Origin of the sequence: Metamycoplasma sualvi (assembly GCF_045276925.1) — a bacterium.
Taxonomy (GTDB): domain Bacteria; phylum Bacillota_I; class Bacilli_A; order Mycoplasmatales; family Metamycoplasmataceae; genus UBA710.
Genome location: NZ_CP174167.1, coordinates 488,939 through 513,241, shown reverse-complemented (window position 1 = coordinate 513,241; position 24,303 = coordinate 488,939). Strand labels below are relative to the sequence as shown.

Genomic DNA, 24,303 nt, shown 5'->3' with positions numbered 1-24,303 from the left:
ATAATTCCTTGTATTTCATAATTTTACAATATTTATCAAAGTTGAAATATTCGGTGGGTGTCTTTCTTTTCTAATAATTTAAAGTATTTTTGTAGCTCTTCTTGAGTAACGGTGGTTCCCAATTTGTATTTACTAGTATTTTGTAAATAAGTTTCTGCATTAATTACAAGTGCAATTAGATCACAATCATCTTGGGTTAAATTTTTGAAAGATTTGCCTTTTGGAATAAATTTTCTTATTTGCTTATGTTTTTGTTCAATTGAACCTTTTTGTCAAGAAGAATATGGATTAGTAGAAAATCATGGAATATTTAATTTAACTAGGTCATAATTTTCAGTTCCATTGTCTGATGTAATCGATTTGATTTCTTGATTCATATTTTCGATGTTATTTTCTACTGCTTTTAAAAATTCATCACTTTGTTTATTTTCATAAATAGTTATGGATAATCTTCTAGATTTTCGATCAATCATTGTAGAAAGATATTTATTATCAGTTTTAGTTCCTTCTACAGTATCTACTTCAACATCACCATATCTAATTCTTTTATTGATAATTTCATCTCTTTGATCAATGGGTATTGCAATTACTCTTTTGCCTATTTTATGGGGTTTTTTATAGTATTTACCATGCTTTAGGTATGGAAATATTCTTAATGTTACTCCACTCATTTTATTTTGCCTAATTAAGTGATATAAATGCTTTGGAGAATAATATAATCCTAATTTCTCTTTGATTATCTTGGATAAAGTTTTTGCAGAAGTTTTGTTACCCGTTGCTTTAGCTACTGTTCTTATCAATTTAGCAACTTCTAAGTGTTTAGATAAGCAATTTTGTTGTTTTATTATTTCTAATTTTTTTCTCTTATTATTTAATCTATTAAGATAAATATTTGAATCATAATAATATAGTTTATAAGAATAATTTTTTATTTTTTTATAACAATAAGTTTTAGTTTTAAAAAGCATTTTTCTAATTGTTTCAACAGAATAATTTGTTGCTTTTGAGATGAATTCATATCTTTTCATCATTTTTGGAATAAAGTTTTCTTGAGAAGAATCAGATATTTGATTCATTAATGCAAAAATTAAATTAATTTTTTCTAATTCTTTTTCAAATATAAATTGAAGTTTCATATAATTTAGTTGTCCTTTTCGGTTTTTTTATATTTTACAAGGACAGCCAGGGAGAAATCTCTGGTTTTTTATTTATCGGTATTTAATTTGGTAAATTTATAATAAGTGTTTTAAAAGAAATTTTAACAAAAATGATGTATAATTTTATGATGAAAATATATGAAATTATATTTTCTTAAATAAATCCTAAATAAAGGAGTTTAATTATGAAAACAAAATTTTTATTAGGAACAACAATTTTATTAGGAACATCATTACTACCATTATCAGTAATTTCTTATTCTAACCAAGTGACTTCAAGTGAAGGAGATAACAAACCTTCTAACCCAGGGGATGATAATACAAATCCTTTACCTCCTACAGATAATAATCCTATACCCCCTACAGATAATAATCCTATACCCCCTACAGATAATAATCCTATACCCCCTACAGATAATGAAGGAGAAAACAAACCTTCTAACCCAGGGGATGATAATACAAATCCAAAACCCCCTACAGATAATGAAGGACAACAACCTTTGCCCCCTACAGATAATGAACAACAACAACCTTCTCAACCAACAATTGTGTATCGTGAAATAACAGGATATAATGATATTAATATATTTATTAAAAATAACACAGAAATCGTTTCTAATCTAATATCACAGGTTGATAAAACATTTGGTTCGTTAATTTCACACGAATGAGTAGTTGATCCTCAAATTATTTATGATAATATGAAAGTTAAGAAAAATGAAGATGGATATATTTATATTGATATAACAGGAGTTACATTTTCTTCAGTAACACTAAAATATAAATATTTGGATAAACAAAATAATCAAAAAGAATTTTCAATATCAACTGAAGGTAAATCTGTAAATATTGAACTTCATTTTAAATCTGAAAAAGATTTTATTGGTGGTATTTTTTAAGAACGAAATCCTAATAATACTTTATTAATAGGATAGTGTATAAATAATTGTAGAAACTCCTTACAGACAAAATTGAAGTAAGGAGTTTTTATATCCAAGAAAAATAAAGCAGACTCAGAAATTACAGAATAACAAAGAATTTTAAAATATCTTCATTGGAAGAAATCGGCAACTTAAAGTAACATTTCAAGACAAATTTTATTATCATAAGTTGTGATACAAATTCATGATTTATAAAAAAGTATCTAACCCTTGTAAGGAGAAGATACTTTCCACAAATTAATTAAATAAAAAAAGAGAGTTAATTACTCTCTCTTTTCATTCAATAAATATCTTCATAGCATATTTAAATTTATTTTCTATGTCATTGATTAACATAATACAAAAGATATTTTTTAATTATTAATTGTATTTTTATACATAAAACATTCTTTGCTATGAGAATAAATAATTCCAATTGCTTGAAGAAAATTATAAATTGCAATGCTTACAACAAATTTCATACCTTTTATTTTTTAAATCTTGAGAAATTAAATCTGATAATTTTGAATAAGTTTTATTTATTTCATAAACAACTTGATTGTTTGTAAAATGTCAAATATAGTTTGCAAAAGAATTTCATTCTTTTTAGATGGAGATAAAAAATTTTGCATTATTAATTGCTATATTTATTTTTCTTCTATTATGAATAATGTTTTTATTACCCAGTAATTTTATAAATGTATCTTCTTTCTAATATACTATTTTTGTATATTATAATCATTGAATACTTTTACAAAATATTCTCTTTATTTAAAATAATTTCTCATGATAATCTTGCTTGGAATATTTCCTGAATTAGTAATTCAAGAATTTTTGATCATCATATTTAGTTTGTCCTTGCTCTTTATTATGATACTCTACATATTTAAGATTATTTGTATTACATCATTTGCATCTAATTTTATTCATATTTTTATTGCTTAAACCAAAATCTTTTTTAGAATTAGGAACAACTATATTGATAACATTATTTGTACTACTATTACCTATTCAAAAGCTAGCAATTTCGCTTCTGCACTACTATATCATGAATAAGCATCTATTGTTTTATTTATACTATTATTAACATTTTCAATTTTATTTGGTCTTGAAGCATAAATAGTAGTATTATCAAATGGGTTAATAGAAATTAATCTTGAATATAATTGCTCTGTATAATTAGGATAATTACTTGCATGGCTTGTACTTGAATTTATCGGACCAGATCATAGATATCATTTTAATGTTGAAGAATTGTTAGTACTATAAGGATCTGAGGTTGCTAAATTATTGTTAATATAATGAGTTACTATTTTTTTCCAAATTAAATGATTTTGTTGTTGAATCATTAAATTTTAAACTGTTTGCATTTGAATTATTAATATCCATTTGGAACACATTAAAGATTGGAATAGAAATAGAGGCAGAATTAGAAGATTTAGGTAATGCATATGGATATACAAATGTTATTTATTGTTTTTTTCAAGATAAACATTTAAACCCTTATTGCATATATTGCTTAAACTAACTCTTCCACTGTTTTTTAACAGTACATGTATTATTTACTATTTCATATAATACATAATAAGAATATATTTTTTTATCATCTTTATTAATTGCAAAAGATAAAATATTAAATTCTATTTGTTTACTATCTATTCCCGGAATAACAATAGGACTAGTAAGTGGATAATAATTAGCATTAGAACAACAATATGAATCAAACATTGCATTTGAAATATTAATTGACACTATTGAAACTGAACTATTTCCATTTCTAATAGCATCTATTTCATCTTTTTTAATTCAAAATAATTTTGCTAATTCATTAGTGTTTGTTCAAATTTTTTGAGAAAAAACTTGAAGAGTTAATGAGGATTTATTGCTTGCTCTCAATTTTAATATATTTGGAGTGCAATATCAAATAATGCCTTCATTTTCAAGTGTTACCATATCTTGATAATATAAATTTTGTTTTAACTCACTTGAGTTTCAATTGTGTTTAAGGATAATAAAAAAAACCACAACTACTCAATTAATTAAAAGTTAATTGTGATTTTTTAAACAATATAATTGAAAATAAATAGTAAATAAGAACTAAAAATTTAGAATAAATAAATTATAGTTCAGCAAATTTTTTCAATGTTCTAACAAATTGAGATACATATGAACTCTCATTGTCATATCATGAAATAACTTTGTATAATTTTGTTCCATCTTTTTTAACAATTTCTTTTGTTAAAGCTGGATCATAAATTGAACCTGCTGTAGCTCCAATAATATCTCTTGAAACGATAGGATCTGTTACATAGTCTAAAGCAGGGTTTTTAACTGAAGCTTTTTTAACAGCATTGTTGATGTCTTCAATTGAAGCATCTTTCTCTAATTCAAATGTTAAGTCAACAACTGAACCTGTAATTACAGGAACTCTCATTGCAAATCCATCTAATTTTCCAGCTAAACTAGGTAAAACTAAACCAATAGCTTTTGCAGCACCTGTAGATGAAGGAATAATTGACATTGCAGCTGCTCTTGCTCTTCTTAAGTCTGAGTGAGGAGCATCAACTAATCTTTGATCTCCTGTGTAAGCATGAACTGTTGTCATTAATCCTGATTTAATTCCAAAAGCATCATCGATTGCTTTAGCAACTGGAGCTAAACAGTTTGTTGTACATGAAGCACCCGAAATAATAACATCTGATTTTTTTAATGTATTGTCATTAACGTTAAATACAATTGTTTTAACATCGTTACCTGCAGGAGCTGAAATAGCAACTTTTTTAGCACCAGCATCTATATGAGCTTGTGATTTTTCTTTTGAACAAAAGAAACCTGTTGATTCTACAACAACATCAATTTTATCTTCTTTTCAAGGTAAATTTTTTGGGTCTCTTTCTGCATAAATTTTAATTTCTTTACCATTTACTACAATAGCATCTTTTTTTGCTTTAACATCAGCATTAAATTTTCCTTGAGCTGAGTCATATTTTAGTAAATGTGCAAGAATTTCAGGAGAAGTTAAGTCATTAATTGCAATAACTTCTAATTTTTTTTCTAGACCTAATTCAAAAATTTGTCTAAAAACAAGTCTTCCAATTCTTCCGAATCCATTAATAGCTATTCTTTTTGCCATTTTAATTTCTTCCTTTTTTACTTTTTTTAAAAATTTATATTTATATAAATACATATTTTTAATATTTAACTTTTTTAAAAATATATAGGTGAAACAATATATTCACCATAAAAAATTATACAAAACTTTTTACTATTGTAATAAATCCTGTGTACCAATTAATAAGATCATAACGATAATTGTATTTTTTTACTTCTTTAACTAAGTTTTTTAAACTCTTTTTGTTAGATTTAGTATTTGCAACTATAAACATTCCATTATTTTTAAGTCTATCTTCATATTTTAAGAATAATGAATCAAAATCTTGATTAGCATTAAGCACAAGAATGGCATCAAAAGAGTTAAATTTATCAAAATTTTTTAATAAAGTAATTGAATGAGCAGCTATATCATTATTTTTAATTAATTCTTGGTAACCATTTATGTCAAAATTTTCTTCTTCTACATAAACATTTACATTAGCTTTATTTGATAAAACAATTGACTCATATAATTCTACATTTGATATCATTAAAATGTTTTTATATTCATTTCTTATACAAGTGTTGATACAAAATTCAACAATTTCATGACTTATACTATTTTTTAATAATTTTTGTAAATTAACATCACTTTTACCAAAGTCAGCTCTATTAATCATTTTTTGTTCTGAAGGTTTTTCAAGCAATTCTTTTTGTATTAATTGTTGTGAAGCATTGATTTCTTTTCTTTTTTGCTTAATTTTAAATAAAATGATAACAAAAGCTATTAGTGCAATTACTGGAAATGCTATAGCTGTTGCAATTAAAAATGTTCTTAATCCTATATCCATATTATTTACCCATCTTCATCTTGATTATTTTCTTCATTTCATTCATTAAATATTTTTTCTACTAACTCTCATTCCTCTTCTTCAATTGATTTTAGAAAATCCTCTTCATTTAATTTAGCACCATATTAGGAGTAAATAATGATCATTTTAATTCACTTCTAATTTTGTTTGCTTGTTCTTGATTAATTGTAAAAGATTTTTCATTTAATTCTTTATCAATCATTAATTTTTTCTTTGTAGCTTCAAAATTCAATAAATCTATTTGCAATTTATTAATAATCATAATATGAGGTTTAGTCTCAGAAGCAAAAACACTCTTAATGCTCTTACAGCAGGACCTTTAGATGTATTTAACATTTTAATTTGAATGGTTGAAAAAAAAGCAAAACTTCCTTGAACCCCACCAAGAGCATCAATTTCTCTAGTAATAATCCCTTTAGCAGGAGAGTGCCAATTGATGGATTACAAGGACAAGGAAGCATTGCTAACTTATTTTTAATATTAGATTCATGTAAAATTTATTGTTAGTCTTATCTGTTAATGAAAGCAATTGAGGTATTGTATCTTGTGGTATACACCCAAAATTATCATTCTTAAATAGATATAGTTAGTAATATAATCTATTACATCATGAATAGTTGTTGTCGCATCATCTATAGCAATTCCATATTTATTAGGTGTTTCTCAAGAGTGCATAGATTATCTAAGCAAGTACCTGAATTTTAAGATTATCTATTGTATTTTCAATGATTTTAATGCACAATTAACAAGAAATCTAATTGATAAGATTTTTCATTTTGTAAATCTTTTGAGAATTGTCAAACAATATCTGGTGTTGTACCCTCAAAAATAACTTTTGTTTTTACTGGAACAATTTTTACATCTACATTAGTTCCTGTTTTTATATTATCTAAACCAGTAATTTGTGCATTGAATTCAACAATAATGTTTTTAATTTTATTAACGTTAGGGAATGTTCCTAAAGCATTAACAGCTTTAATTCATGCTTGACCTAATCAACTAAAAATTTTTGGGAATTGTTTTAATAATTCACTATTAGTAAAAGCACCATTTGGATTTAACTCCATTGTAAATGCATTGTTTTGCCCACCAATCTTTTTGATAAAACTATCAATATGATGATAATTACTATATTCTTTTTTAGCTCTACTATTAATTAATTTAATTGCTTCATCTAATATCGTATCTTTTGAAATAGCAGAATAGCCTATTTCAATTCTTTCTCTTTTACCATTTGATCAATTTTTTATATCAGATAATTTAGAAAATCTTAATAAATTATCATCACTTAATTGAATTGCAAAATTTGTCTTTCAACCCACATTTTTATATGAAATTTCTACACTAATTTGTGATTTTTCAAACACAGGTGTTGCATCTATTTTACTAATAAAATCTTTATTATTTAAATCATTATAATTACTAAAAATGGTTGCTCTATTTAAGTAAATAAAATCTGTTGCTTTAATTTTATCAATCATATCTATAATAGATTCAGTATTTTGATTTAAATCGCGAAAAACTCCACAATCAAAAATTTCTTTATTCAATATCATTGGTCTTACAATATTTTGATTTTTTTCTATAATTGTTCCACTATTTACATCGTTATTTAAACCCACAAATAATGTATATGATGAAAATGGTCTTTCTTCTGAAATATCAATTAAATATTCTTTATTGTCGATTAAAAGCACCAACTGTTCAAGTTTTACATTTACTAAATTTTCATTTTTAGCATCTTTTGAAATTGAATACACAATTTCCATATTTTGAATTTTTGATGCATCAGTTATATTTTGATTTTTGATTTTACAATAAGAAATTACATCATTTCAATTATTTTCATTTAAAAAATAAGTTTTTGCAAGTGCATTTAGTTCTGAAGTATTTTTATTTAAAACTGGAATATTAAATGAAATATAGTTATTTATCCCATTTTTTTTGGTTGGTTTTAAAACTGAATATGATGCATTAATATTTTTGATAAACTCATCTTGTTTTGCATATAAAAATTCAATAACAGAGTTTGTTATATCACTAATACTTAATGATTGTGTTGCAATTGCTTGATTGTCTGAAATATTTCATTTTCTTAATGATGTTATTAAAGATTCAACTATTTCTCCACCATTGTTAGCCCCGTCATTGTTAGACCCGTCATTGTTAGACCCACCATTGTTAGATCCGTTATTGTTAGATCCACCATTGTTAGATCCATTATTGTTAGATCCACCATTGTTAGACCCGTCATTGTTAGACCCACCATTGTTAGATCCGTTATTGTTAGATCCGCCATTGTTAGATCCGTTATTGTTAGATCCGCCATTGTTAGATCCGTTATTGTTAGATCCGTTATTGTTAGATCCGCCATTGTTAGATCCGTTATTGTTAGATCCGCCATTGTTAGATCCGCCATTGTTTGTAGATTGCGAATTAACAATAGATATAGGAATGGCTGTTGCTACTACTGCAACTACAACTGCTGATCCAGCAATTAATGGAATCATAAGTTTTTTAACCATAATTTAAACCACCTCTAAATAATTGAGAAATTAGAAATTTTTAATCAAGATATTTTAATAGATTTTTATAAAAATTTAATATTATATTAATAATAAATCTCTAATAAATAATTTTACAACTTTTTTTGATAAATTTGATAAAATTTTAATCCTTCTATTTAAATTTGAATGTTGAAAATGATAAATTTATATTTATAAAGTAATTGAAAAAAAATTAGATTTTTCCTTTTTTTCTTAAAGTTCTCATTGTTTTAGCAGAAACTAAATATGTTACTTTTTTGTTGTTTTCTAAAATAGTAACTTTTTGTAAATTTAAATTAAATTTTCTTCTTGTTGAATTTAAAGCATGTGAACGATAGTTCCCTGACATTGCTTTTTTTAAGGTTATTTGATCTTGTCTTGCCATAATTTCTCTCCTTGTTTATTTTTCAATCTTGGATTATTGATCTATAAATTTTCGATATTTTTTATATGTTGAATATTATGCATGAATAATTAAATTTTTAATTTAAAAAATTTATTTCCTATTTTTATATACTCATCAATCTTTTTAGCAAAATTTTGAAAAGCTTCTTCATAAAATGATTGATCATCTAAATTTATTCCACACTCTTTTAAAAGATCTATTGGATCTAATGAACAACCTTTTGATAAAAAGTTATCAATATAATCTTTAATTGCAACTTGTCCTTTTTGTTTATATTGATTAAAAAAGAAATTTGCAACTAAATAACCAATAGAGTATTTATAAACATAAAAGTCATAATAATAATGAGGAACCATTATAGATCCATATAATTGATAATCATTGTATTTTCTTTTTTTATTAGTATATTGAGATATTACTGATTGATATATTGCTTTTCAATCATCAAATGTAGAAATAGATTCACCCTTATCTATTTTGTGGTAAATTTCAAATTCATATTCTGATCACATGGTTTGTTGTTTAACTGTTGAAATGAAATCATTTATTTTCTCTGAAGGTTTTTCAAGTAATTATTTTTGTATTAATTGTTGTAAAGTATTGATTTCTTTTCTTTTTTTGCTTAATTTTAATTTTAAATAAAATGATAACAAAAGCTATTAGTGCAATTACTGGAAATCTATAGCTGTTGCAATTAAAAATATTTATTTACTCATCTTCATCTTGATTATTTTCTTCATTTCATTCATTAAATATTTTTTCTACTAATTCTCATTCATCTTCTTCAATTGGTTTTAGAGAATCATCTTCATTTAATTTAGCACCATATACGACATCATCGATTTCATACAAAATGAATTGATCTCCATTTTCTTCAAAAGTAAATACAATGTTAGCATTTACTTTTTTACCATCATTTAATTCAACCTCAATAATATTATTCTTTAATTTTTCTTTATTGTTCATTTTAATTCATTTCTAAAGGAATAGGAGTAAATAATGATCATTTTAATTCACTTCTAATTTTGTTTGCTTGTTCTTGATTAATTACAAAAGCTTTTTCATTTAATTCTTTATCAATCATTAATTTTTTCTTTATAGCTTCAAAATTCAGTAAATCTATTTGCAATTTATTAATAATCATAATATGAGGTTTAGGCTCAGAAGCAAAAACACCTTGAATTTTATAAATTTGAGCTTCTACTTGCCTAATTTCAATATTAATTTTAATAATGTTTTCTTTAATATGATTTAAGGTATTTGTAATACTTTTGTTGAAACAATCTTCACATAACAAAATAAAAGACTCTTTGCTTATTTTTTTATTGCAATCCTTGCAAAGTAAATCACCAGTTTGATTTTGGTTATTTTCAGTATTTTTATTTAAATTAATTTCTTTATCAATTAATGACATCATTTTCTCCTTTTTTATATTTTAAGTTAATATAAAATAAAATTACTTCAATATCTGATGGACTAATTCCACTAATTCTTGATGCTTCTCCTAATGTTTCCGGTTTAATTTTACTTAATTTATCTCTTGCTTCTAATGATAAATTTAACATATTTTGGTAATCAATATTAGTAGGAATTTTTAATTTTTCTAATTTAAGCATTTTTGCAGCAGAACGATTTTGTTTATCAATATAACCTTCTAAACGTACTTTAGTAATTAATTCATCTTTATATTCGTAATCACCAATAAAATCATGGTAATCTACATCAGGCCTTGCAATAACTTTTAAAAGTGAAGAACCATTTAATATATTGTATTTTTTTGCTAAAGGATCATTAGATGAAATATATTTATTTTTCAATTCTTCAATTTTAGAATCTATAGAATGATATTTATTTTTGATGCTTTGATATTCTTCGTCGCTAATCATATTAGCATATTTTGCATACTCACACATTCTTAAATCTGCATTATCATTTCTTAATAATAAACGATACTCTGCTCTTGATGTAAGCATACGATAAGGTTCTTTTGTTCCTTTTAAAACTAAATCATCTATTAATACTCCAATATAAGAATCATTTCTTTCTAAAGATATTGGTTCTTTATTTTGTAATCTTAAAGAAGCATTAATTCCTGCAACTATTCCTTGACCTGCAGCTTCTTCATAACCACTTGTTCCATTTATTTGTCCAGCAAAATATAAATTTTTAATTTTCTTAGATTCTAATGATTTTTTAATTTGACCAGATTCTAAAGCATCATATTCTATTGCATAACCATATTTTTGTATTCTACAATTTTTAAGACCAGGAATAGTTCTTAAAAATTGATCTTGAATGTCTATTGGCAAAGAGGTAGAACAACCATTAATATAATAAATATCTTGTTTAGCAGTTTCTGGTTCAAAGAAAATTTGATGTCTTTCTTTATGAGAAAACTTCATAATTTTATCTTCAATTGAAGGACAATAACGTGGACCAACACCTTCAATTAAACCTGAGTACATTGCTGATTTTTCAATATTTTTAGCAATAATATCATGTGTATTTTTATTTGTATAAGTTAATCAACAATGGATTTGATTAATGATTTTATTTTTATTTTTAAAAGAAAAAGCTAAATTTTCTGGAGGTAAAATTTCTTCTTCTAATTCATCTCATTCAATAGAATCTGCATATATTCTTGCAGGAGTACCTGTTTTTAAACGAATTAATTTGATTCCATTTTCTATTAATGAAAGAGAAAGCGATGAAGTTGTTTTTTCATTATCAGGACCGCTAATTTTAACATCATGACCTACTAAGATTTTAGAATTCATATAAACTCCTGTAGTAATTACTACAACAGGGGCTTGAATTAATTTGTTTTTTGCTAAAATAACACCTTTAATTTCATTATTTTCTTGATAAATACTTTCTACTAAATCTTCAATAATTGTGATGTTTTTATTTTTTTCAATTTCTTCAAGCACAATTTGAGAATATTTATCTTTATCAATTTGAGCTCTTAATGCTCTTACAGCAGGACCTTTAGATGTATTTAACATTTTAATTTGAATGGTTGAAAGATCGGCAAAAATTCCTTGAACTCCACCAAGAGCATCAATTTCTCTAGTAATAATTCCTTTAGCAGGACCACCAATTGATGGATTACAAGGAAGCATTGCTAACTTATTTTTATTTAAAGAAATAAGAGCTACATGAAAATTATTTTTTGCAATGGCAAAAGCTGCTTCAATTCCTGGCATGACCTCCACCAACAACTATGGCATCAAATTTATTATTCATCTTTTTCCTTTTCTTTAATTTGTTTTAAAATAGCTTCTATTTTTTCACCTTGTTTAGTAGCTTCATCTATTTTAAATACAATATTTGGTATTTTTCTTGCTTGATGATCATAATTTGAAAGTTCTTTTCTTATATAACCTTTAATATTATTTAAAGCTTCTAAAGATCTTTTTTCATTTTGGTTAAATAATACATAAACCTTTAAATCAGAACCATCATTAGATAATTTTGCATCAACTACAGTTACATTTTTGATGTTAGAATTTTTAACATCTTCATTGATGATTTTAGCAATTCATAGCAAATAATTATTTTCTTTTTTTCTTCTTTGAATTTCATTCATTATTTTTTAAACCTCACTGCTGTCCCTATATAACATTGAGATCCTGTTGGTGTAGTATCTGGTCTTATTGCAACTACAGCATCTGCATTCATATTTTCAGCTTCTTCTTTTAAATGTTCTAAAGCTCCAAAAGAAGCTTTTTTAGATCTTATTCATGTTAATTTATTTCCAATACAAATTCCTATAATTTCATATTCTATACCTGGAATATTTTCAGTTGTTGTTAAAATAATATCTTTTTTCATATGTTATTTATTTATTAAAACATTTTCATATGTTTCAATAATATCTCCTTCTTTAATGTCATTAAAATCTTTGATATGTGTACCAAATTCTTTTCCTTTTTCAATTTTTTTAATAGTGTCCTTACCATGTTGTAGAGTTTCTAAAATACCTTCATGAATAACTTTGTTATTTCTTATTAATTTCATTTTAGTATTAATTTTAATTACACCACTTGTAGTTAAACAACCTGCTATATTACCAACTTTAGAATAGAAAAATATTTTTTGAATAACAGCTTCTCCAACTTTAATTTCTTCATATTCCGGTTCACCATAAGATTTAACAATATTTTCCACTTCTTCAATAATTTCATAAATAATAGAAGAGGTTTTAATAATAATTTTTTCTTGAGCTGCTTGGTTACGAATTGAGGCATCTACTTTTAAATTGAAAGCAAAAATAATTGCATTAGAAGCTTTTGCTAGTAAAATATCTGAATTTGTTATTGATCCACTTGAATATCTAACAATATTAATAATGACATCTTTATTTGATAATTTAGATAATGAATATTTAATTGCTTCAGCAGTTCCTTGAACATCTGATTTAATAATTAAATTAATAACCTTTTTATCTCCAGCATTATTTAAGTTGATATTTTTATTAATAAGTTCATTTTGTTTGTCTGAAAAAGCTTTTTTATTAGCTAATTTTTTAGCAAATTTTTCATCCTCAAAACCTAAGAATTTATCACCTGATTTAGGTAAATAATTTAGACCAGTAATGATAACCGGAGTACCAGGTCCAGCAGATTCAATTTCTTTTCCTTCAATACTTAAAAGTGTTTTTATTCTTCCAAAATTTGAACCAGCTACAATAAAATCTCTTTTATAAATGGTTCCATTAGTAATCATCAATGTTGCTATAGTACCTTTACCAGTTAATATATTTGCTTCAATAACTGTTCCAATTGGTGAACGATTTTTATTAGCTCTTAAATTTAAAATATCAGCTTGTAAAATAATTGCTTCAAATAGATCTTCTATTCCTTGTCCAGTTAATGCAGAACCATAAATAAATGTAGTATCCCCACCCCAGTCTTCAGCTAAAATGTCATGTTTTGATAAATCACCTTTTACTTTTTCAGGATCTGCATTTGGTTTATCCATTTTATTAATGAAAACAATAATTGGAACTTTAGCAGCTTTTGCATGATCAATAGCTTCTACTGTTTGAGGCATAACCCCATCATCTGCTGCAACAACCAAAATAACAATATCCGTTACTTTAGCCCCATTTAATCTCATGGCTGTAAATGCTTCATGACCAGGAGTGTCTAAAAAAGTAATTAACCTTTTTTTGTGATTAACTTGGTAAGCTCCTGTATGTTGAGTAATTCCACCAGCTTCAGTAGAAGTGATATTAGATTTTCTAATTTTATCTATTAGTGTTGTTTTACCATGATCAACATGTCCCATAATAGTAATAATTGGAGGACGAGGAACTAGATCTTTTTGATCATCATTGATTTCAAAATGATCCATAAAATTAGATTCATTTAATTCAATTTCCTTTTGAAAATCGAATCCATATTCAAAACAAATTTCTGCAATTTCCTCTTCAGATAAGATAGAGTTTAAAGTATACATAATACCTTTTTTGAATAAATTTGTCAAAATTTCATTAGTAGATTTATTAATTCTTTTTGCAAATTCATTAACACTCATTGGACCTGTGAAAATAAATACTCCATCTTTTAGTTCTACCTTAATATCAACTAATTGATTTTTAATTTCATCATCATTTGAGATTCTTTTACTTTTTATTTTTGACATATTTATCAACCTCCTCTCTTAGTTGATTATATATTTCTGGAAGAATATTTTGCTTAAAAGATTTATTTAAATATTTCTTTCTAAATAAATCATCAATAATTTTTGGGTCATTTGTACAATAAGCCCCTCTTCCATAAATCTTTTTATCTTTTTCAAGAACAATTGTTTTATCTTTTAATAAAACAAATTTAATTAATTGATTTATTGGTAATATTTTGCCAGTTACAATACATTTTCTTGAAATCATAAACATTTAAATTAAATTTTAAAAATCATCATCAAAATCATCAAAGTCGTAATCGCTTAAATCAATATCACCAACTAAATCTTTATCAAATTTAAAGTTTTCATTTACTTGTTTAATCTCATTAGTGTTAATTTTTGGGTTTTCTTCATGATTTAAAACAGCATCATTTAATTTTTCAACATTTTCATCTTGTTTTTCATCTTTATTATTAATTGTAAATTGAGAATAATCAACAGGAGAGTAAGATAAAATTTCTGAATTATATTCATCAATTTCTTTTTCTAAATCAACTAAACTTGAATAATTTGAATTTCTTCAATTATTTCTATTAATATTTCCTCTTCTATTATTGTTCATTGGTTTTTTCATTGGAACAAAACCTTCATCAATACTATTTAATTCTTCTTTAGTTAAATTACCATTTCAATGAATAGGAATATTATTTTCAATAGCATATGAATATGAACAAATATCAATATTTACTCTAATTAATTCAACAGTTAATTTAACATTAGCACCTTTTTTACCAATTGCTATTGTGTTATGTTTATTTGGAACAACAACTAAGTAATCATTAGAACTTGATTTTTTGTTAATTGAAACAATTTTTGCAGGACTTAATGAATTAGCTATATATTCATTAATATTGTCAGAATATAAAACAACATCAATTTTTTCTCCAATTTCTTGAGAAACTCTTTCTATTCGATCTCCATTTTTACCTATAATACATCCAATTACATCAATTTCAGCTTCTAATTTAGGATTTTTTCTAAATGATATTTTTGCTCTTTCTCCTTTAATTCTAGAAATACTTACAATTTGAATATCTCCATTTTCAATTTCTGGAATTTCTCTTTTTAAAATTTCTCTAATTTTGTTTGGAGAATCATTTGATACAAGAACTTGATAACTTTTAGAATTTTCATAAACTTCTTCAATAGTTACATTGTGATATTTTTTATCAGTTAATTTAATTTTTTGATTTTGATATTTTGAAGGCATGTAGCAAAGAGTTCCATCTTCTAATAAAAATGTTGCCCCTCTTCCATCAAAATCTTCTTCTAATTTAGCCTCTACAACAGTTCCTATTAAAGGTTGATATTTTTCATAAATTCTTCTTTTTTCTCAATTAATTATTTCTATTCTAAATGATTGTTCAATTTTAGAATATAATGATCTAGAAAAATTATCAAAAGAAATTTGTGCTGCTATAGTATCTCCGATTTTTGCATTAGGATCAATTTCTTGAGCTTTGGATAAATGAATATCTACAATTTCTGAATCATTTTTATATTCTTCATCATCAGAAATGACCATTTTTTTAAGATTTGTTAGAATTAGTTCATCATCTTTAATTTCAAGTGTAATTTCAGCATCTGGGTCTAATTGAGAATTAACAATTCTTTGAATAGAATTTCTTAAAAAATCTATAATTATTTTTCTATCAATATTTTTTGTTCTAGAAACAAAATTGATTAATTCCAAAATATTTTTTTTATTTTGTAAAGCCATATTATTTTTCCTTTCTTAATTTTGCTGTTGTTTTTATAAAAGAAATATCCTTTTTATTAATTTTTAATTTTTGAATTCTTCCTTTGTTATTAATTTTTATAACAATATCATTAATATTATTTTCAATTAAATGCCCTTCTCATTCGACTTTATGTAAATAATGTTTATTAGTTTTTACTAATAGATATTGATCAATAAATAAATTAATATTTTTGAGATCAATTTCTTTTTCAGTACCTTCAGAATAAACATTTAAATAATAATCAATATTGTCATCATCAATTTCATGAATCAAATTAAGAATAATTTTAGATTTTTCTTCAATTTGATCTAATGATGTTTCAGGAATTTCAATATCTAAAAATGTTAGTCCTTCTCTTTTTACAAATTGAATTGAATTAATTTTAAAATTAATTTTTTCTTTTAGTTTTTGAATCAAATTACTCTCCTAATTAATAGAAAGATTGCTTTTTAGCAACCTTTCCTCTATTCAATTTGTAACTTAATTATACTAGAATTTAATTAAAAAATTTTAATTAATTTCAATTAAAATTTAGATTGTGACTATTTTAGATATTATTGAAAATAAAAAAAATAGAAAAGAATTATCTCAAGAAGAAATTAATTTTTTTGTTCAAAATTATACTTCAGGAATAATTCCTGATTACCAAATATCATCTTTATTAATGGCAATAGTTTTAAATGGAATGACTTTAAAAGAAGCAACATTTTTAACTCAATCAATGATGCATACAGGGAAGATAATAGATTTATCAGAAATTAAAGGTATTAAAGTTGATAAACATTCTACTGGAGGAGTAGGGGATAAAGTTTCTTTAGTTCTAGGACCAATTGTTGCTTCAATTGGAGCGGTATTTGCCAAAATGTCAGGTAGAGGTTTAGGTCATACTGGTGGAACAATTGATAAATTAGAATCCATTCCAGGATTCGGTTGTTATGTGAATGAAATGCAATTTAAAAAATTGCTAAAAAAATCTAATATTGCTATTATTGGTCAAACTGATGATTTGGTTCCAGCTGATAAAAAATTATATGCTTTAAGAGATGTAACAGGAACAGTAAATTCAATGCCTTTAATAGCTTCTTCAATTATGTCTAAAAAGCTAGCAACAGGTTCTGATGCTATTTTATTAGATGTTAAATGCGGTTCAGGAGCATTTATGAAAAATGAAAAAGATGCTACAGAACTTGCTAAATGAATGATTTCTATAGGAAAAAAATTAAAAAAAGATGTAAGAGCTGAAATTACTAATATGGATCAACCTTTAGGGAGAATGATTGGAAATAAAAATGAAATTTTAGAAGCAATGGAATCTTTAAAAGGAAATGGTGAACCAAGGTTTATGGAATTAATTTATTCATCTTCTAGTGAAATTTTAATGCAAGCAAAAATTGTTAAAAACAAAAAAGAAGCAATTAAATTAATTGATGATGCAATAAAATCTCAAAAAGCTTATAAAAAATTTATTGAAATGATTAATAATCAAGGTGGTGATAGTAAAATTATTTGCCAACCCCAATGATGAAATCCTAAATATAAATTAATAATTAAAGCTAATAAAGAAGGGTATTTGAGATTAACAAATTCTGTTGTATTAGGAACAGTAGCAATGAAATTGGGAGCAGGTAGACAAACAAAAGAAGACATTATTGATAATGAAGCAGGAATTGAACTTGTGAAAGTATCAAATGAATATGTCAAAAAAAATGATCCTATTATGATTTTGTATTCAAGTAAAGAGATAGATTTATCACTTTCAAAAGAAGTATGAAAATCAATTGAAATTAGTAAAAACTTAAAAAATGATCCAATTATTTTAAATAACTTAAAGTAAAATGAAGATAAAATTATTGTTATAATTTTACTATGTTGTATTTAAAAAATAATAGAGAAGAAATTGCTACTCTAGAATTAATTAATAAACATTTTTGAAAATCAAGAACAGGACCATTATCAGCACTGACTTTGCCATTTTTTTTAATGTTGATTTATAGAATATTAGGACAAGATGATATTACTTTGTTTACTAGTGGTTTGGCAGCATATTTTTCTTTTTCAATTTTACCATTATGTTTTATTTCGTTGCCTCAAATGATTGTAGAATTTAAAACATCTATTATTTCAAGAAAAATTTCAATTTCAAAAATTACAAAATCAAAATTCTCTTTAATAATTTTGTCTTATAACTTTATTGCAATTTTTGTTGCAACATTAATAATTACTCTTTTATATGCAACATTTTTAGGTTCAGAAGCACCTAAAGTATTTGAAAATATAAAGTGACCTGAATTAACTTATTCATTATTTAATATTTATATTTCTTGTTTATCTTTTGGTTTGTTGCTTGGAGTATTAATTAATAAAATTATTTTGATTCAAATAATAGCTTTTTTACTAATTATTATTTCAATAACATTTTCAGGTCAATTTATTCCTGTTAATGTTTTAGCAAGATCTTTAGCAATTAAAATATTTACTTTGTTTTCTCCTACTTCATATAGTTTAAATATGATGAATATGGTATTAGAAAATGATAATAAGCAATTAATTGATTTGTGTTGATATATTTTTGATTCAAAAGTTCCAATTCCAGGACTCGCTCCAAATAGCGTTCAATTCATTAATGGAACTGATAAGTTTTATCACGACAATATTGAAAATTATCATTTTTCAGGGATATTTGATTTAAATCATACTTATAAAATGTTTAGTATAAAATATTATTCAGCAAAGGATAATGCTACTTTACTATTAAATAGTAGAATGGATATATCTATGTTGCCAGTTGATGAATTACCAATAGTAATAACAGAACTGAAATCAACTGATGTTTATAGTCCATGACAATTGATTTTAAATATTATTATGCCCTATGTTTTAACATTCACTTTCTTTATAGTTGCTATTAAAAAATTTAATTGAACAAGTAGGTAAAAATGAAATTTAGAAAAAATAAAAATGTTAATTTAGATAATATTCAAGATAATCCATATTTACATTTGGATAAATTTATTAGAAAAGAATCTTATTCATCAATGAAACCTTTAGTTTTAGTTAATAATATTTCTCATTCATTTAATCATAGAAATATTTATCAAGATATTAGTTTTGAAATTTATGAAAATGAAAGATTAGCTTTTTTGGGGCCTAATGGTTCAGGAAAAACATTAACAATATCAACAGTAGCAGGTTTTGTGAAACCTAAAAAAGGAACAATTGAATATTTATTTGATTATGAAAAAACACCATATGAAAAATTATCTGTTCAATTTCAAGATTTAAAATTCCCCATTTCTTTAACTCCTAAAGATTTGATTGAGTTTGCAATTAAATTATCTAATTTTGAGAATAAGAGAGCAGAAATTGAAGAAGGAATTAAAGCGTTTGAAATTGATAAGATAATGAATACTAAAATATCTAAATTATCAGGAGGACAACAACAAAGAATTAATGTTTTTGTTTCAATGATAGGATCTCCTAAAATTTTATTCTTAGATGAATTTACAACAGGGTTGGATATTGCTATTAAAAATAAATTGCAAAATTATATTTTAGAATTTTGTAAAAAAAATAAAATTACTTTAGTAATTATTAGTCATGATATTGATTGTATTGAAGATATGGTAGATAGAATTATTATTTTAGCTAATAAAGAAATTTTTATTGATGCCAAAGTAACAGATATTGTTAAGGAATTCGGTTCTATTAAAAATATGTTGAAAAAATATATTGTTATGTAATTTATGTTTTAATCATTAATTTAATAAATTAACAAAATTAATTAGTGTTTTAAACATAGGGGCTTTACCAAATGATTTTTCATCTGCGCTACCAGCTATATCTAAATGAATATAATCTTTTCCGTTAGCAAATAAGTTCAATCAAGCTGCTGCAATATTAGAATCAGGTTTATCAGTATCAGAACAAGACAAAATATCAGCATGAGTATTTTTGTATAAAGAATTTAAAAATATATCATTTAATGGCATTCTTCAAATTAATTCATTTTGATTTTTAGCAGCTTTTTCTAAAATTGTTCAATTTTGATCTTTTGATGATCAAGCACCTGTATATTTTCCTAATGCATAAATAACTGTTCCTGTTAAAGTTGCTAAATCAATAATTAAAGAAGAATTTAGTTTTTTAGCGGCATAAGTAATAGCATCTGCTAGAATTAATCTACCTTCTGCATCGGTATTAACAACTTCAACAGTTTTACCACTCATAGAAGTAAGAATAGTTTCTGGTAGTTGAGCAGCTGCATCAATCATATTATCTGTTACAGGGATAACACATGAAATATTTTTTTTAACATTTAATTTACTTAAAGTATCTACTAGTAAAAGAGCAATAGCAGCTCCAGACATATCAAATTTCATATCATTCATATATTTTCCTGGGGTTTTTAAGTTATATCCACCAGAGTCAAAAATAATACCTTTTCCAATAAAAGAAATTTTTTGTTTTGAATTAGGTTTTCCTTTATATTCAATAACAATTACTTTTGCATTTTCTTTAGATCCTTTATTAACTCCTAAAATTAAATTCATATTTAATTTTTTTAAATCATTAATTTCTAAAATATTTAGTTTCATTAATTTATTATGATTACATAATGATTTTGCATATGAAACAAATTTGCTGATTGTTAAGATATTAGGTGGCATATTTTGTAAAGATTTAATTTCACACATCTGAGATGCAATTAAGATATCTTCAAATCATTTATCTTTAAATTCATTAATCAATAAGTAAGTAGGTTTATACTTAGTTTTTTGAGTTTTCAAATTAAATTGTTTACCATTAATATCATGTCAATTATAAATAAATGATTTTACAACATCATCTTTTTTAATTTTTTTAGTAATAAAAGAATTTGCATCTATTTGATACATTCTTAAATTATTTTTTAAAATTAATGACATAATTTCATCTAATTTATTTAGATCAAATTCATCTTTTGAGCCTAAATAAATATGTGAAACTTCTTCATCAATATTATCAAAAATATATTTTTCTTTTTTAATTAAAGGTGTTTTACTTTCTTTGAAAAAACCTTTGATTAAAAAAGTTTTTTCTTCTCTAATATCATTAATAAAATTAATGATATTAGAGAGAAAAAACCTTTGATTAAAAAAGTTTTTTCTTCTCTAATATCATTAATAAAATTAATGATGTTGGCTAATTCTAAAGTTTTCATATTATTTATCAAAATCCAATGCAAATTGTATTAATGTTTTTACCATAACACCTGTAGGATTGTCTCCATCTCCGGCAGTTCCTGCTATATCTAAATGAATGTATTTTTTATTTTCAGTAAATTCTTTTAAAAACATTGCTGCAGAATTGGATCCACCTTTTCCTGATAAATCAGTATTTTTATAATCAGAGAAATTTGCTGATTTAATATTTTTTAAAAAATCTTCATGGAAAGGCATTCTTCAAACAAGTTCATCTTGTTTGTTGGCTGCAGCTAAGAATTTGTTATATGATTTTTCACATGTAGATCAAATTCCTGTATAAGTTGTACCTAGAGAAATAATAATTGCTCCTGTTAAAGTAGCAATATCAACAATTTGAGTTGGATCAAAGTATTTAATAGCATAAGTAATAGCATCTGCTAAAATTAATCTACCTTCAGCATCTGTGTTATTCACTTCTACTGTTTTACCACTCATAGATGTTCAAATAGAATCAGGGGTTTGAGCATTTGAAGATATTTTGTTATCTGTTAAAGGTAAAACAGCACAAACATTAGTTTTAGCATTTAAATCAACAATCCCTTTCATAGCAGCTGCACAAATAGCAGCTCCAGACATATCGAATTTCATTCCTTTTATATGTTGAGAAGGTTTTAAATTATATCCACCTGAATCAAATGTAATTCCTTTACCTATTAAAGCAATCTTTTCTTTTGATTTTGGATTTCCATTATATTCAATAACAACTAATCTAGGTTCAAAAGCACTACCTTTATTTACAGATAAAAATAAATTCATTTTTTCTTTTTCAATTTGTGCTTTATCTAAAATTTTAATTTTAACTTTTTTGTTATCTTTAAACATTTGTTTAAATTCTTGAGCTAATCATTCTGAATTACAAATATTAGGAGGTGTAGCTTGGTATTTTCTTGCTTTATTTACTAATTGGGAAATAATTAAAGTTTGTTTTGATTCGGCAACAACTTTAGCATCTTCAACCACTAAAAATAAAGGAAAACTTTTTTCACTTTTAGTAGTTTTTGCTGAATACAAATCATCACCATTTAAATATTCATATGTATCAATAAATACATTAACAACATTTTGTAAATCTAATTCTTTTGTAACAAAAGATTTAGCAATAATTTGAAATTCTCTTATATTTAATTTAATAATTTTATTAGCAATTTTTTTTAATGAATTTTTATCAAATTTTTTATTAGAACCTAAACAAATATAACTTATCTGTTTGTTAATATCTTCTGTTATTGTTCCAAAAGTTGTTAATAAATTTTTAACTTTTAATTTATCTTCTTCAAAAAATCCTTTTAATATAAATTTATTTTTGTTTTCCTTATTTATTATTTTCATATAATATCTCCTTGATTTTAATTATTTTTTATATTTTGTTTCTATTAACAGCATCAATAAAATTAATAAATATGTTATATCCGCCGTATGCTTGATTGGTTGCAATAAATGGGATAAATGATGGTATCATTGTATTGGTATTGGTAGTTGATTGACCTCCTCAATAAATTCCAACTGGAACTTTTTTGGTTCAATCAATTGTTTGGACAGAATTTGGATTGCTATCGATTGGATAATTAATATCTTGATATACAGCAGATCCTGATGCTCCTCCTGATAATGGGAAATTAGTATAAACATTTGATGAATAAAGATATGGAGCTTTTAATTTTTTTAGAATTGGATCTTCAAAACTTTCTAAACTCTTATAATCAGGGATAAATTTAGAATCAATTTCTACACCAACAAGTTTTTGTTTAGCAACAGGATGACCAGCAATAAAAATTTTCTTGTTCTCCTTATATATTCTTTCTGCGGTTGTAGAATTTTGAAAATTTAAAACTGGTGAATAACTTTGAATGATAGGATTTTCATTTGGAATACCAGGATTGTCATTTGGAATACCAGGATTGTCATTTGGAATACCAGGATTTTCATAAGAACTAAAATCAAAAGTTATTTTAATAAGAGCCATATCCAAATTGTAGTCTTGAGCAGTATTTTGATTATTTAATTTAGAAAATAAATCAATATTTTTATTTTCAAAATCTGCAATAATACTAAATTCTTTTACACAATTTCTAAGAGTGCTATTAGAATTACCTAAAAGATGTGTATATCCATCTTTTGTGCTTCCTGTTTTTCATCTATATAAAGAAAATCAAGATTCATCTAGTACATTATTATTATCGAATGTAAATTTGTATTTATTATGATAAGCGTCTAATAATGCATTAGCATCTGATATAACCACTTTGTTGGAATTATCTTCAGTTGTTAAATTTAAATTATATGCAATAGCTTCATTAACTACATGGAAATTTGTAATTAGATATCAATCATATAAAGAAGAATTACTTTGTTGTTGTTTTCAATATCATGATCAAGCAGTACCATTAGATGCTTTATTATCAGAAATTCTTAATTGAATTTTATAAGAATGTCTTTGTGAATAATCTTCATAACCTGGAGGAAATTTTTTTCAATCTGTATTAGCTTCTTCAATTTGTCTTTTAAATAAACTTTTAAATAAAGAATCATATAATTTGTAGCACCCAAAACCAATTCCAGCAACTGCTATGGCACCTAAAATTATGTATAAACTTTTTTCAATAAAATTTCTAATTTTTGATTTTCCCATATTA

At 24.5% G+C, this 24,303-nt stretch carries 26 protein-coding genes and 2 pseudogenes; 4 read left to right on the top strand and 24 right to left on the bottom strand.

The window, feature by feature from the left end; genetic code table 4:
* Window positions 1–32: 32 nt before the first annotated feature.
* The gene (locus ACJA29_RS02530) at window positions 33–1,136 is read right to left on the bottom strand and encodes an IS30 family transposase (RefSeq protein WP_406602336.1); all 1,104 of its coding nucleotides are present in this window, start codon (window positions 1,134–1,136) and stop codon (window positions 33–35) included.
* Window positions 1,137–1,342: 206 nt separating this feature from the next.
* Between ACJA29_RS02530 and ACJA29_RS02525 the strand changes: the two genes are divergently transcribed.
* Window positions 1,343–2,056: a hypothetical protein gene (locus ACJA29_RS02525; RefSeq protein ID WP_406602335.1), complete on the top strand. Its 714-nt coding sequence runs from the start codon at window positions 1,343–1,345 to the stop codon at window positions 2,054–2,056.
* 395 nt (window positions 2,057–2,451) lie between these two features.
* Here ACJA29_RS02525 and ACJA29_RS02520 read toward each other — a convergent pair whose 3' ends face one another.
* From ACJA29_RS02520 to ACJA29_RS02430, 19 genes and pseudogenes are all read right to left on the bottom strand, one after another.
* Window positions 2,452–2,559, bottom strand: a complete 108-nt coding sequence (locus ACJA29_RS02520) for a DNA-3-methyladenine glycosylase I (protein ID WP_406602334.1) — start codon at window positions 2,557–2,559, stop codon at window positions 2,452–2,454.
* A gap of 525 nt (window positions 2,560–3,084) precedes the next feature.
* A complete protein-coding gene (locus ACJA29_RS02515) occupies window positions 3,085–3,426 on the bottom strand; it encodes a hypothetical protein (RefSeq protein WP_406602333.1) in 342 nt (113 codons plus the stop codon).
* Between the two features lie 175 nt (window positions 3,427–3,601).
* Window positions 3,602–4,030: a hypothetical protein gene (locus tag ACJA29_RS02510; RefSeq protein ID WP_406602332.1), complete on the bottom strand. Its 429-nt coding sequence runs from the start codon at window positions 4,028–4,030 to the stop codon at window positions 3,602–3,604.
* A gap of 166 nt (window positions 4,031–4,196) precedes the next feature.
* Complete coding sequence (gene gap / locus ACJA29_RS02505; protein ID WP_406602331.1) at window positions 4,197–5,210, bottom strand: type I glyceraldehyde-3-phosphate dehydrogenase; 1,014 nt, start codon at window positions 5,208–5,210, stop codon at window positions 4,197–4,199.
* 115 nt (window positions 5,211–5,325) lie between these two features.
* On the bottom strand, window positions 5,326–6,021 hold the full coding sequence (locus ACJA29_RS02500) for a BC85_0335 family putative methyltransferase (protein WP_406602330.1): 696 nt from the start codon (window positions 6,019–6,021) through the stop codon (window positions 5,326–5,328).
* Between the two features lie 109 nt (window positions 6,022–6,130).
* The gene (locus ACJA29_RS02495) at window positions 6,131–6,304 is read right to left on the bottom strand and encodes a hypothetical protein (protein WP_406602329.1); all 174 of its coding nucleotides are present in this window, start codon (window positions 6,302–6,304) and stop codon (window positions 6,131–6,133) included.
* Between the two features lie 32 nt (window positions 6,305–6,336).
* Window positions 6,337–6,512: pseudogene (locus ACJA29_RS02490) on the bottom strand (FAD-dependent oxidoreductase); the annotation flags it as partial.
* A gap of 1,649 nt (window positions 6,513–8,161) precedes the next feature.
* Entirely contained in the window at window positions 8,162–8,416 is a 255-nt protein-coding gene (locus ACJA29_RS02485; protein WP_406602973.1) for a pentapeptide repeat-containing protein, read from the bottom strand.
* Between the two features lie 365 nt (window positions 8,417–8,781).
* Window positions 8,782–8,973: a 50S ribosomal protein L28 gene (rpmB, locus tag ACJA29_RS02480; protein WP_406602328.1), complete on the bottom strand. Its 192-nt coding sequence runs from the start codon at window positions 8,971–8,973 to the stop codon at window positions 8,782–8,784.
* Window positions 8,974–9,062: 89 nt separating this feature from the next.
* On the bottom strand, window positions 9,063–9,530 hold the full coding sequence (locus ACJA29_RS02475) for a M3 family metallopeptidase (RefSeq protein WP_406602972.1): 468 nt from the start codon (window positions 9,528–9,530) through the stop codon (window positions 9,063–9,065).
* A gap of 172 nt (window positions 9,531–9,702) precedes the next feature.
* Window positions 9,703–9,960 carry a DUF1292 domain-containing protein gene (locus ACJA29_RS02470; protein ID WP_406602327.1) on the bottom strand — a complete coding sequence of 86 codons (258 nt, stop codon included), beginning with the start codon at window positions 9,958–9,960 and terminating at the stop codon, window positions 9,703–9,705.
* Window position 9,961: 1 nt separating this feature from the next.
* On the bottom strand, window positions 9,962–10,408 hold the full coding sequence (locus ACJA29_RS02465) for a hypothetical protein (protein ID WP_406602326.1): 447 nt from the start codon (window positions 10,406–10,408) through the stop codon (window positions 9,962–9,964).
* Window positions 10,392–12,240: pseudogene (gene mnmG / locus ACJA29_RS02460) on the bottom strand (tRNA uridine-5-carboxymethylaminomethyl(34) synthesis enzyme MnmG). Before mnmG ends, ACJA29_RS02465 begins: the two are co-directional and overlap by 17 nt.
* A complete protein-coding gene (gene rbfA, locus ACJA29_RS02455; RefSeq protein WP_406602325.1) occupies window positions 12,233–12,583 on the bottom strand; it encodes a 30S ribosome-binding factor RbfA in 351 nt (116 codons plus the stop codon). Before rbfA ends, mnmG begins: the two are co-directional and overlap by 8 nt.
* Window positions 12,583–12,828 (bottom strand): heavy metal-binding domain-containing protein, encoded by a 246-nt coding sequence (locus tag ACJA29_RS02450; protein ID WP_406602324.1) that lies wholly within the window; start codon window positions 12,826–12,828, stop codon window positions 12,583–12,585. Before ACJA29_RS02450 ends, rbfA begins: the two co-directional genes overlap by 1 nt.
* Before the next feature lie 3 nt (window positions 12,829–12,831).
* Complete coding sequence (infB, locus tag ACJA29_RS02445; RefSeq protein ID WP_406602323.1) at window positions 12,832–14,643, bottom strand: translation initiation factor IF-2; 1,812 nt, start codon at window positions 14,641–14,643, stop codon at window positions 12,832–12,834.
* Window positions 14,624–14,890, bottom strand: a complete 267-nt coding sequence (locus ACJA29_RS02440) for a YlxR family protein (protein WP_406602322.1) — start codon at window positions 14,888–14,890, stop codon at window positions 14,624–14,626. The genes infB and ACJA29_RS02440 overlap by 20 nt, the downstream gene beginning before the upstream one ends.
* Before the next feature lie 18 nt (window positions 14,891–14,908).
* Complete coding sequence (locus ACJA29_RS02435; RefSeq protein ID WP_406602321.1) at window positions 14,909–16,405, bottom strand: NusA N-terminal domain-containing protein; 1,497 nt, start codon at window positions 16,403–16,405, stop codon at window positions 14,909–14,911.
* Between the two features lies 1 nt (window position 16,406).
* Window positions 16,407–16,844, bottom strand: coding sequence for a hypothetical protein (locus tag ACJA29_RS02430; RefSeq protein ID WP_406602320.1), 438 nt, complete (start codon window positions 16,842–16,844; stop codon window positions 16,407–16,409).
* Between the two features lie 121 nt (window positions 16,845–16,965).
* On the opposite strand from ACJA29_RS02430, the gene ACJA29_RS02425 reads away from it, so the two are divergent.
* From ACJA29_RS02425 to ACJA29_RS02415, 3 genes are read left to right on the top strand one after another with little or no spacing between them, the layout of a single operon-like run.
* Window positions 16,966–18,261: a thymidine phosphorylase gene (locus tag ACJA29_RS02425; RefSeq protein WP_406602319.1), complete on the top strand. Its 1,296-nt coding sequence runs from the start codon at window positions 16,966–16,968 to the stop codon at window positions 18,259–18,261.
* 32 nt (window positions 18,262–18,293) lie between these two features.
* On the top strand, window positions 18,294–19,361 hold the full coding sequence (locus tag ACJA29_RS02420; protein WP_406602318.1) for a hypothetical protein: 1,068 nt from the start codon (window positions 18,294–18,296) through the stop codon (window positions 19,359–19,361).
* A 2-nt stretch (window positions 19,362–19,363) separates the two neighbouring features.
* Complete coding sequence (locus tag ACJA29_RS02415; RefSeq protein WP_406602317.1) at window positions 19,364–20,167, top strand: ATP-binding cassette domain-containing protein; 804 nt, start codon at window positions 19,364–19,366, stop codon at window positions 20,165–20,167.
* 15 nt (window positions 20,168–20,182) lie between these two features.
* On the opposite strand, the gene ACJA29_RS02410 is transcribed toward ACJA29_RS02415, so the two are convergent.
* From ACJA29_RS02410 to ACJA29_RS02395, 4 genes are all read right to left on the bottom strand, one after another.
* Complete coding sequence (locus tag ACJA29_RS02410) at window positions 20,183–21,352, bottom strand: M17 family metallopeptidase (protein ID WP_406602316.1); 1,170 nt, start codon at window positions 21,350–21,352, stop codon at window positions 20,183–20,185.
* Window positions 21,353–21,489: 137 nt separating this feature from the next.
* Window positions 21,490–21,627 carry a hypothetical protein gene (locus ACJA29_RS02405; protein ID WP_406602315.1) on the bottom strand — a complete coding sequence of 46 codons (138 nt, stop codon included), beginning with the start codon at window positions 21,625–21,627 and terminating at the stop codon, window positions 21,490–21,492.
* Window position 21,628: 1 nt separating this feature from the next.
* A complete protein-coding gene (locus tag ACJA29_RS02400; protein WP_406602314.1) occupies window positions 21,629–22,999 on the bottom strand; it encodes a M17 family metallopeptidase in 1,371 nt (456 codons plus the stop codon).
* 28 nt (window positions 23,000–23,027) lie between these two features.
* Window positions 23,028–24,299, bottom strand: a complete 1,272-nt coding sequence (locus tag ACJA29_RS02395; protein WP_406602313.1) for a hypothetical protein — start codon at window positions 24,297–24,299, stop codon at window positions 23,028–23,030.
* Between the last annotated feature and the right edge of the window lie 4 nt (window positions 24,300–24,303).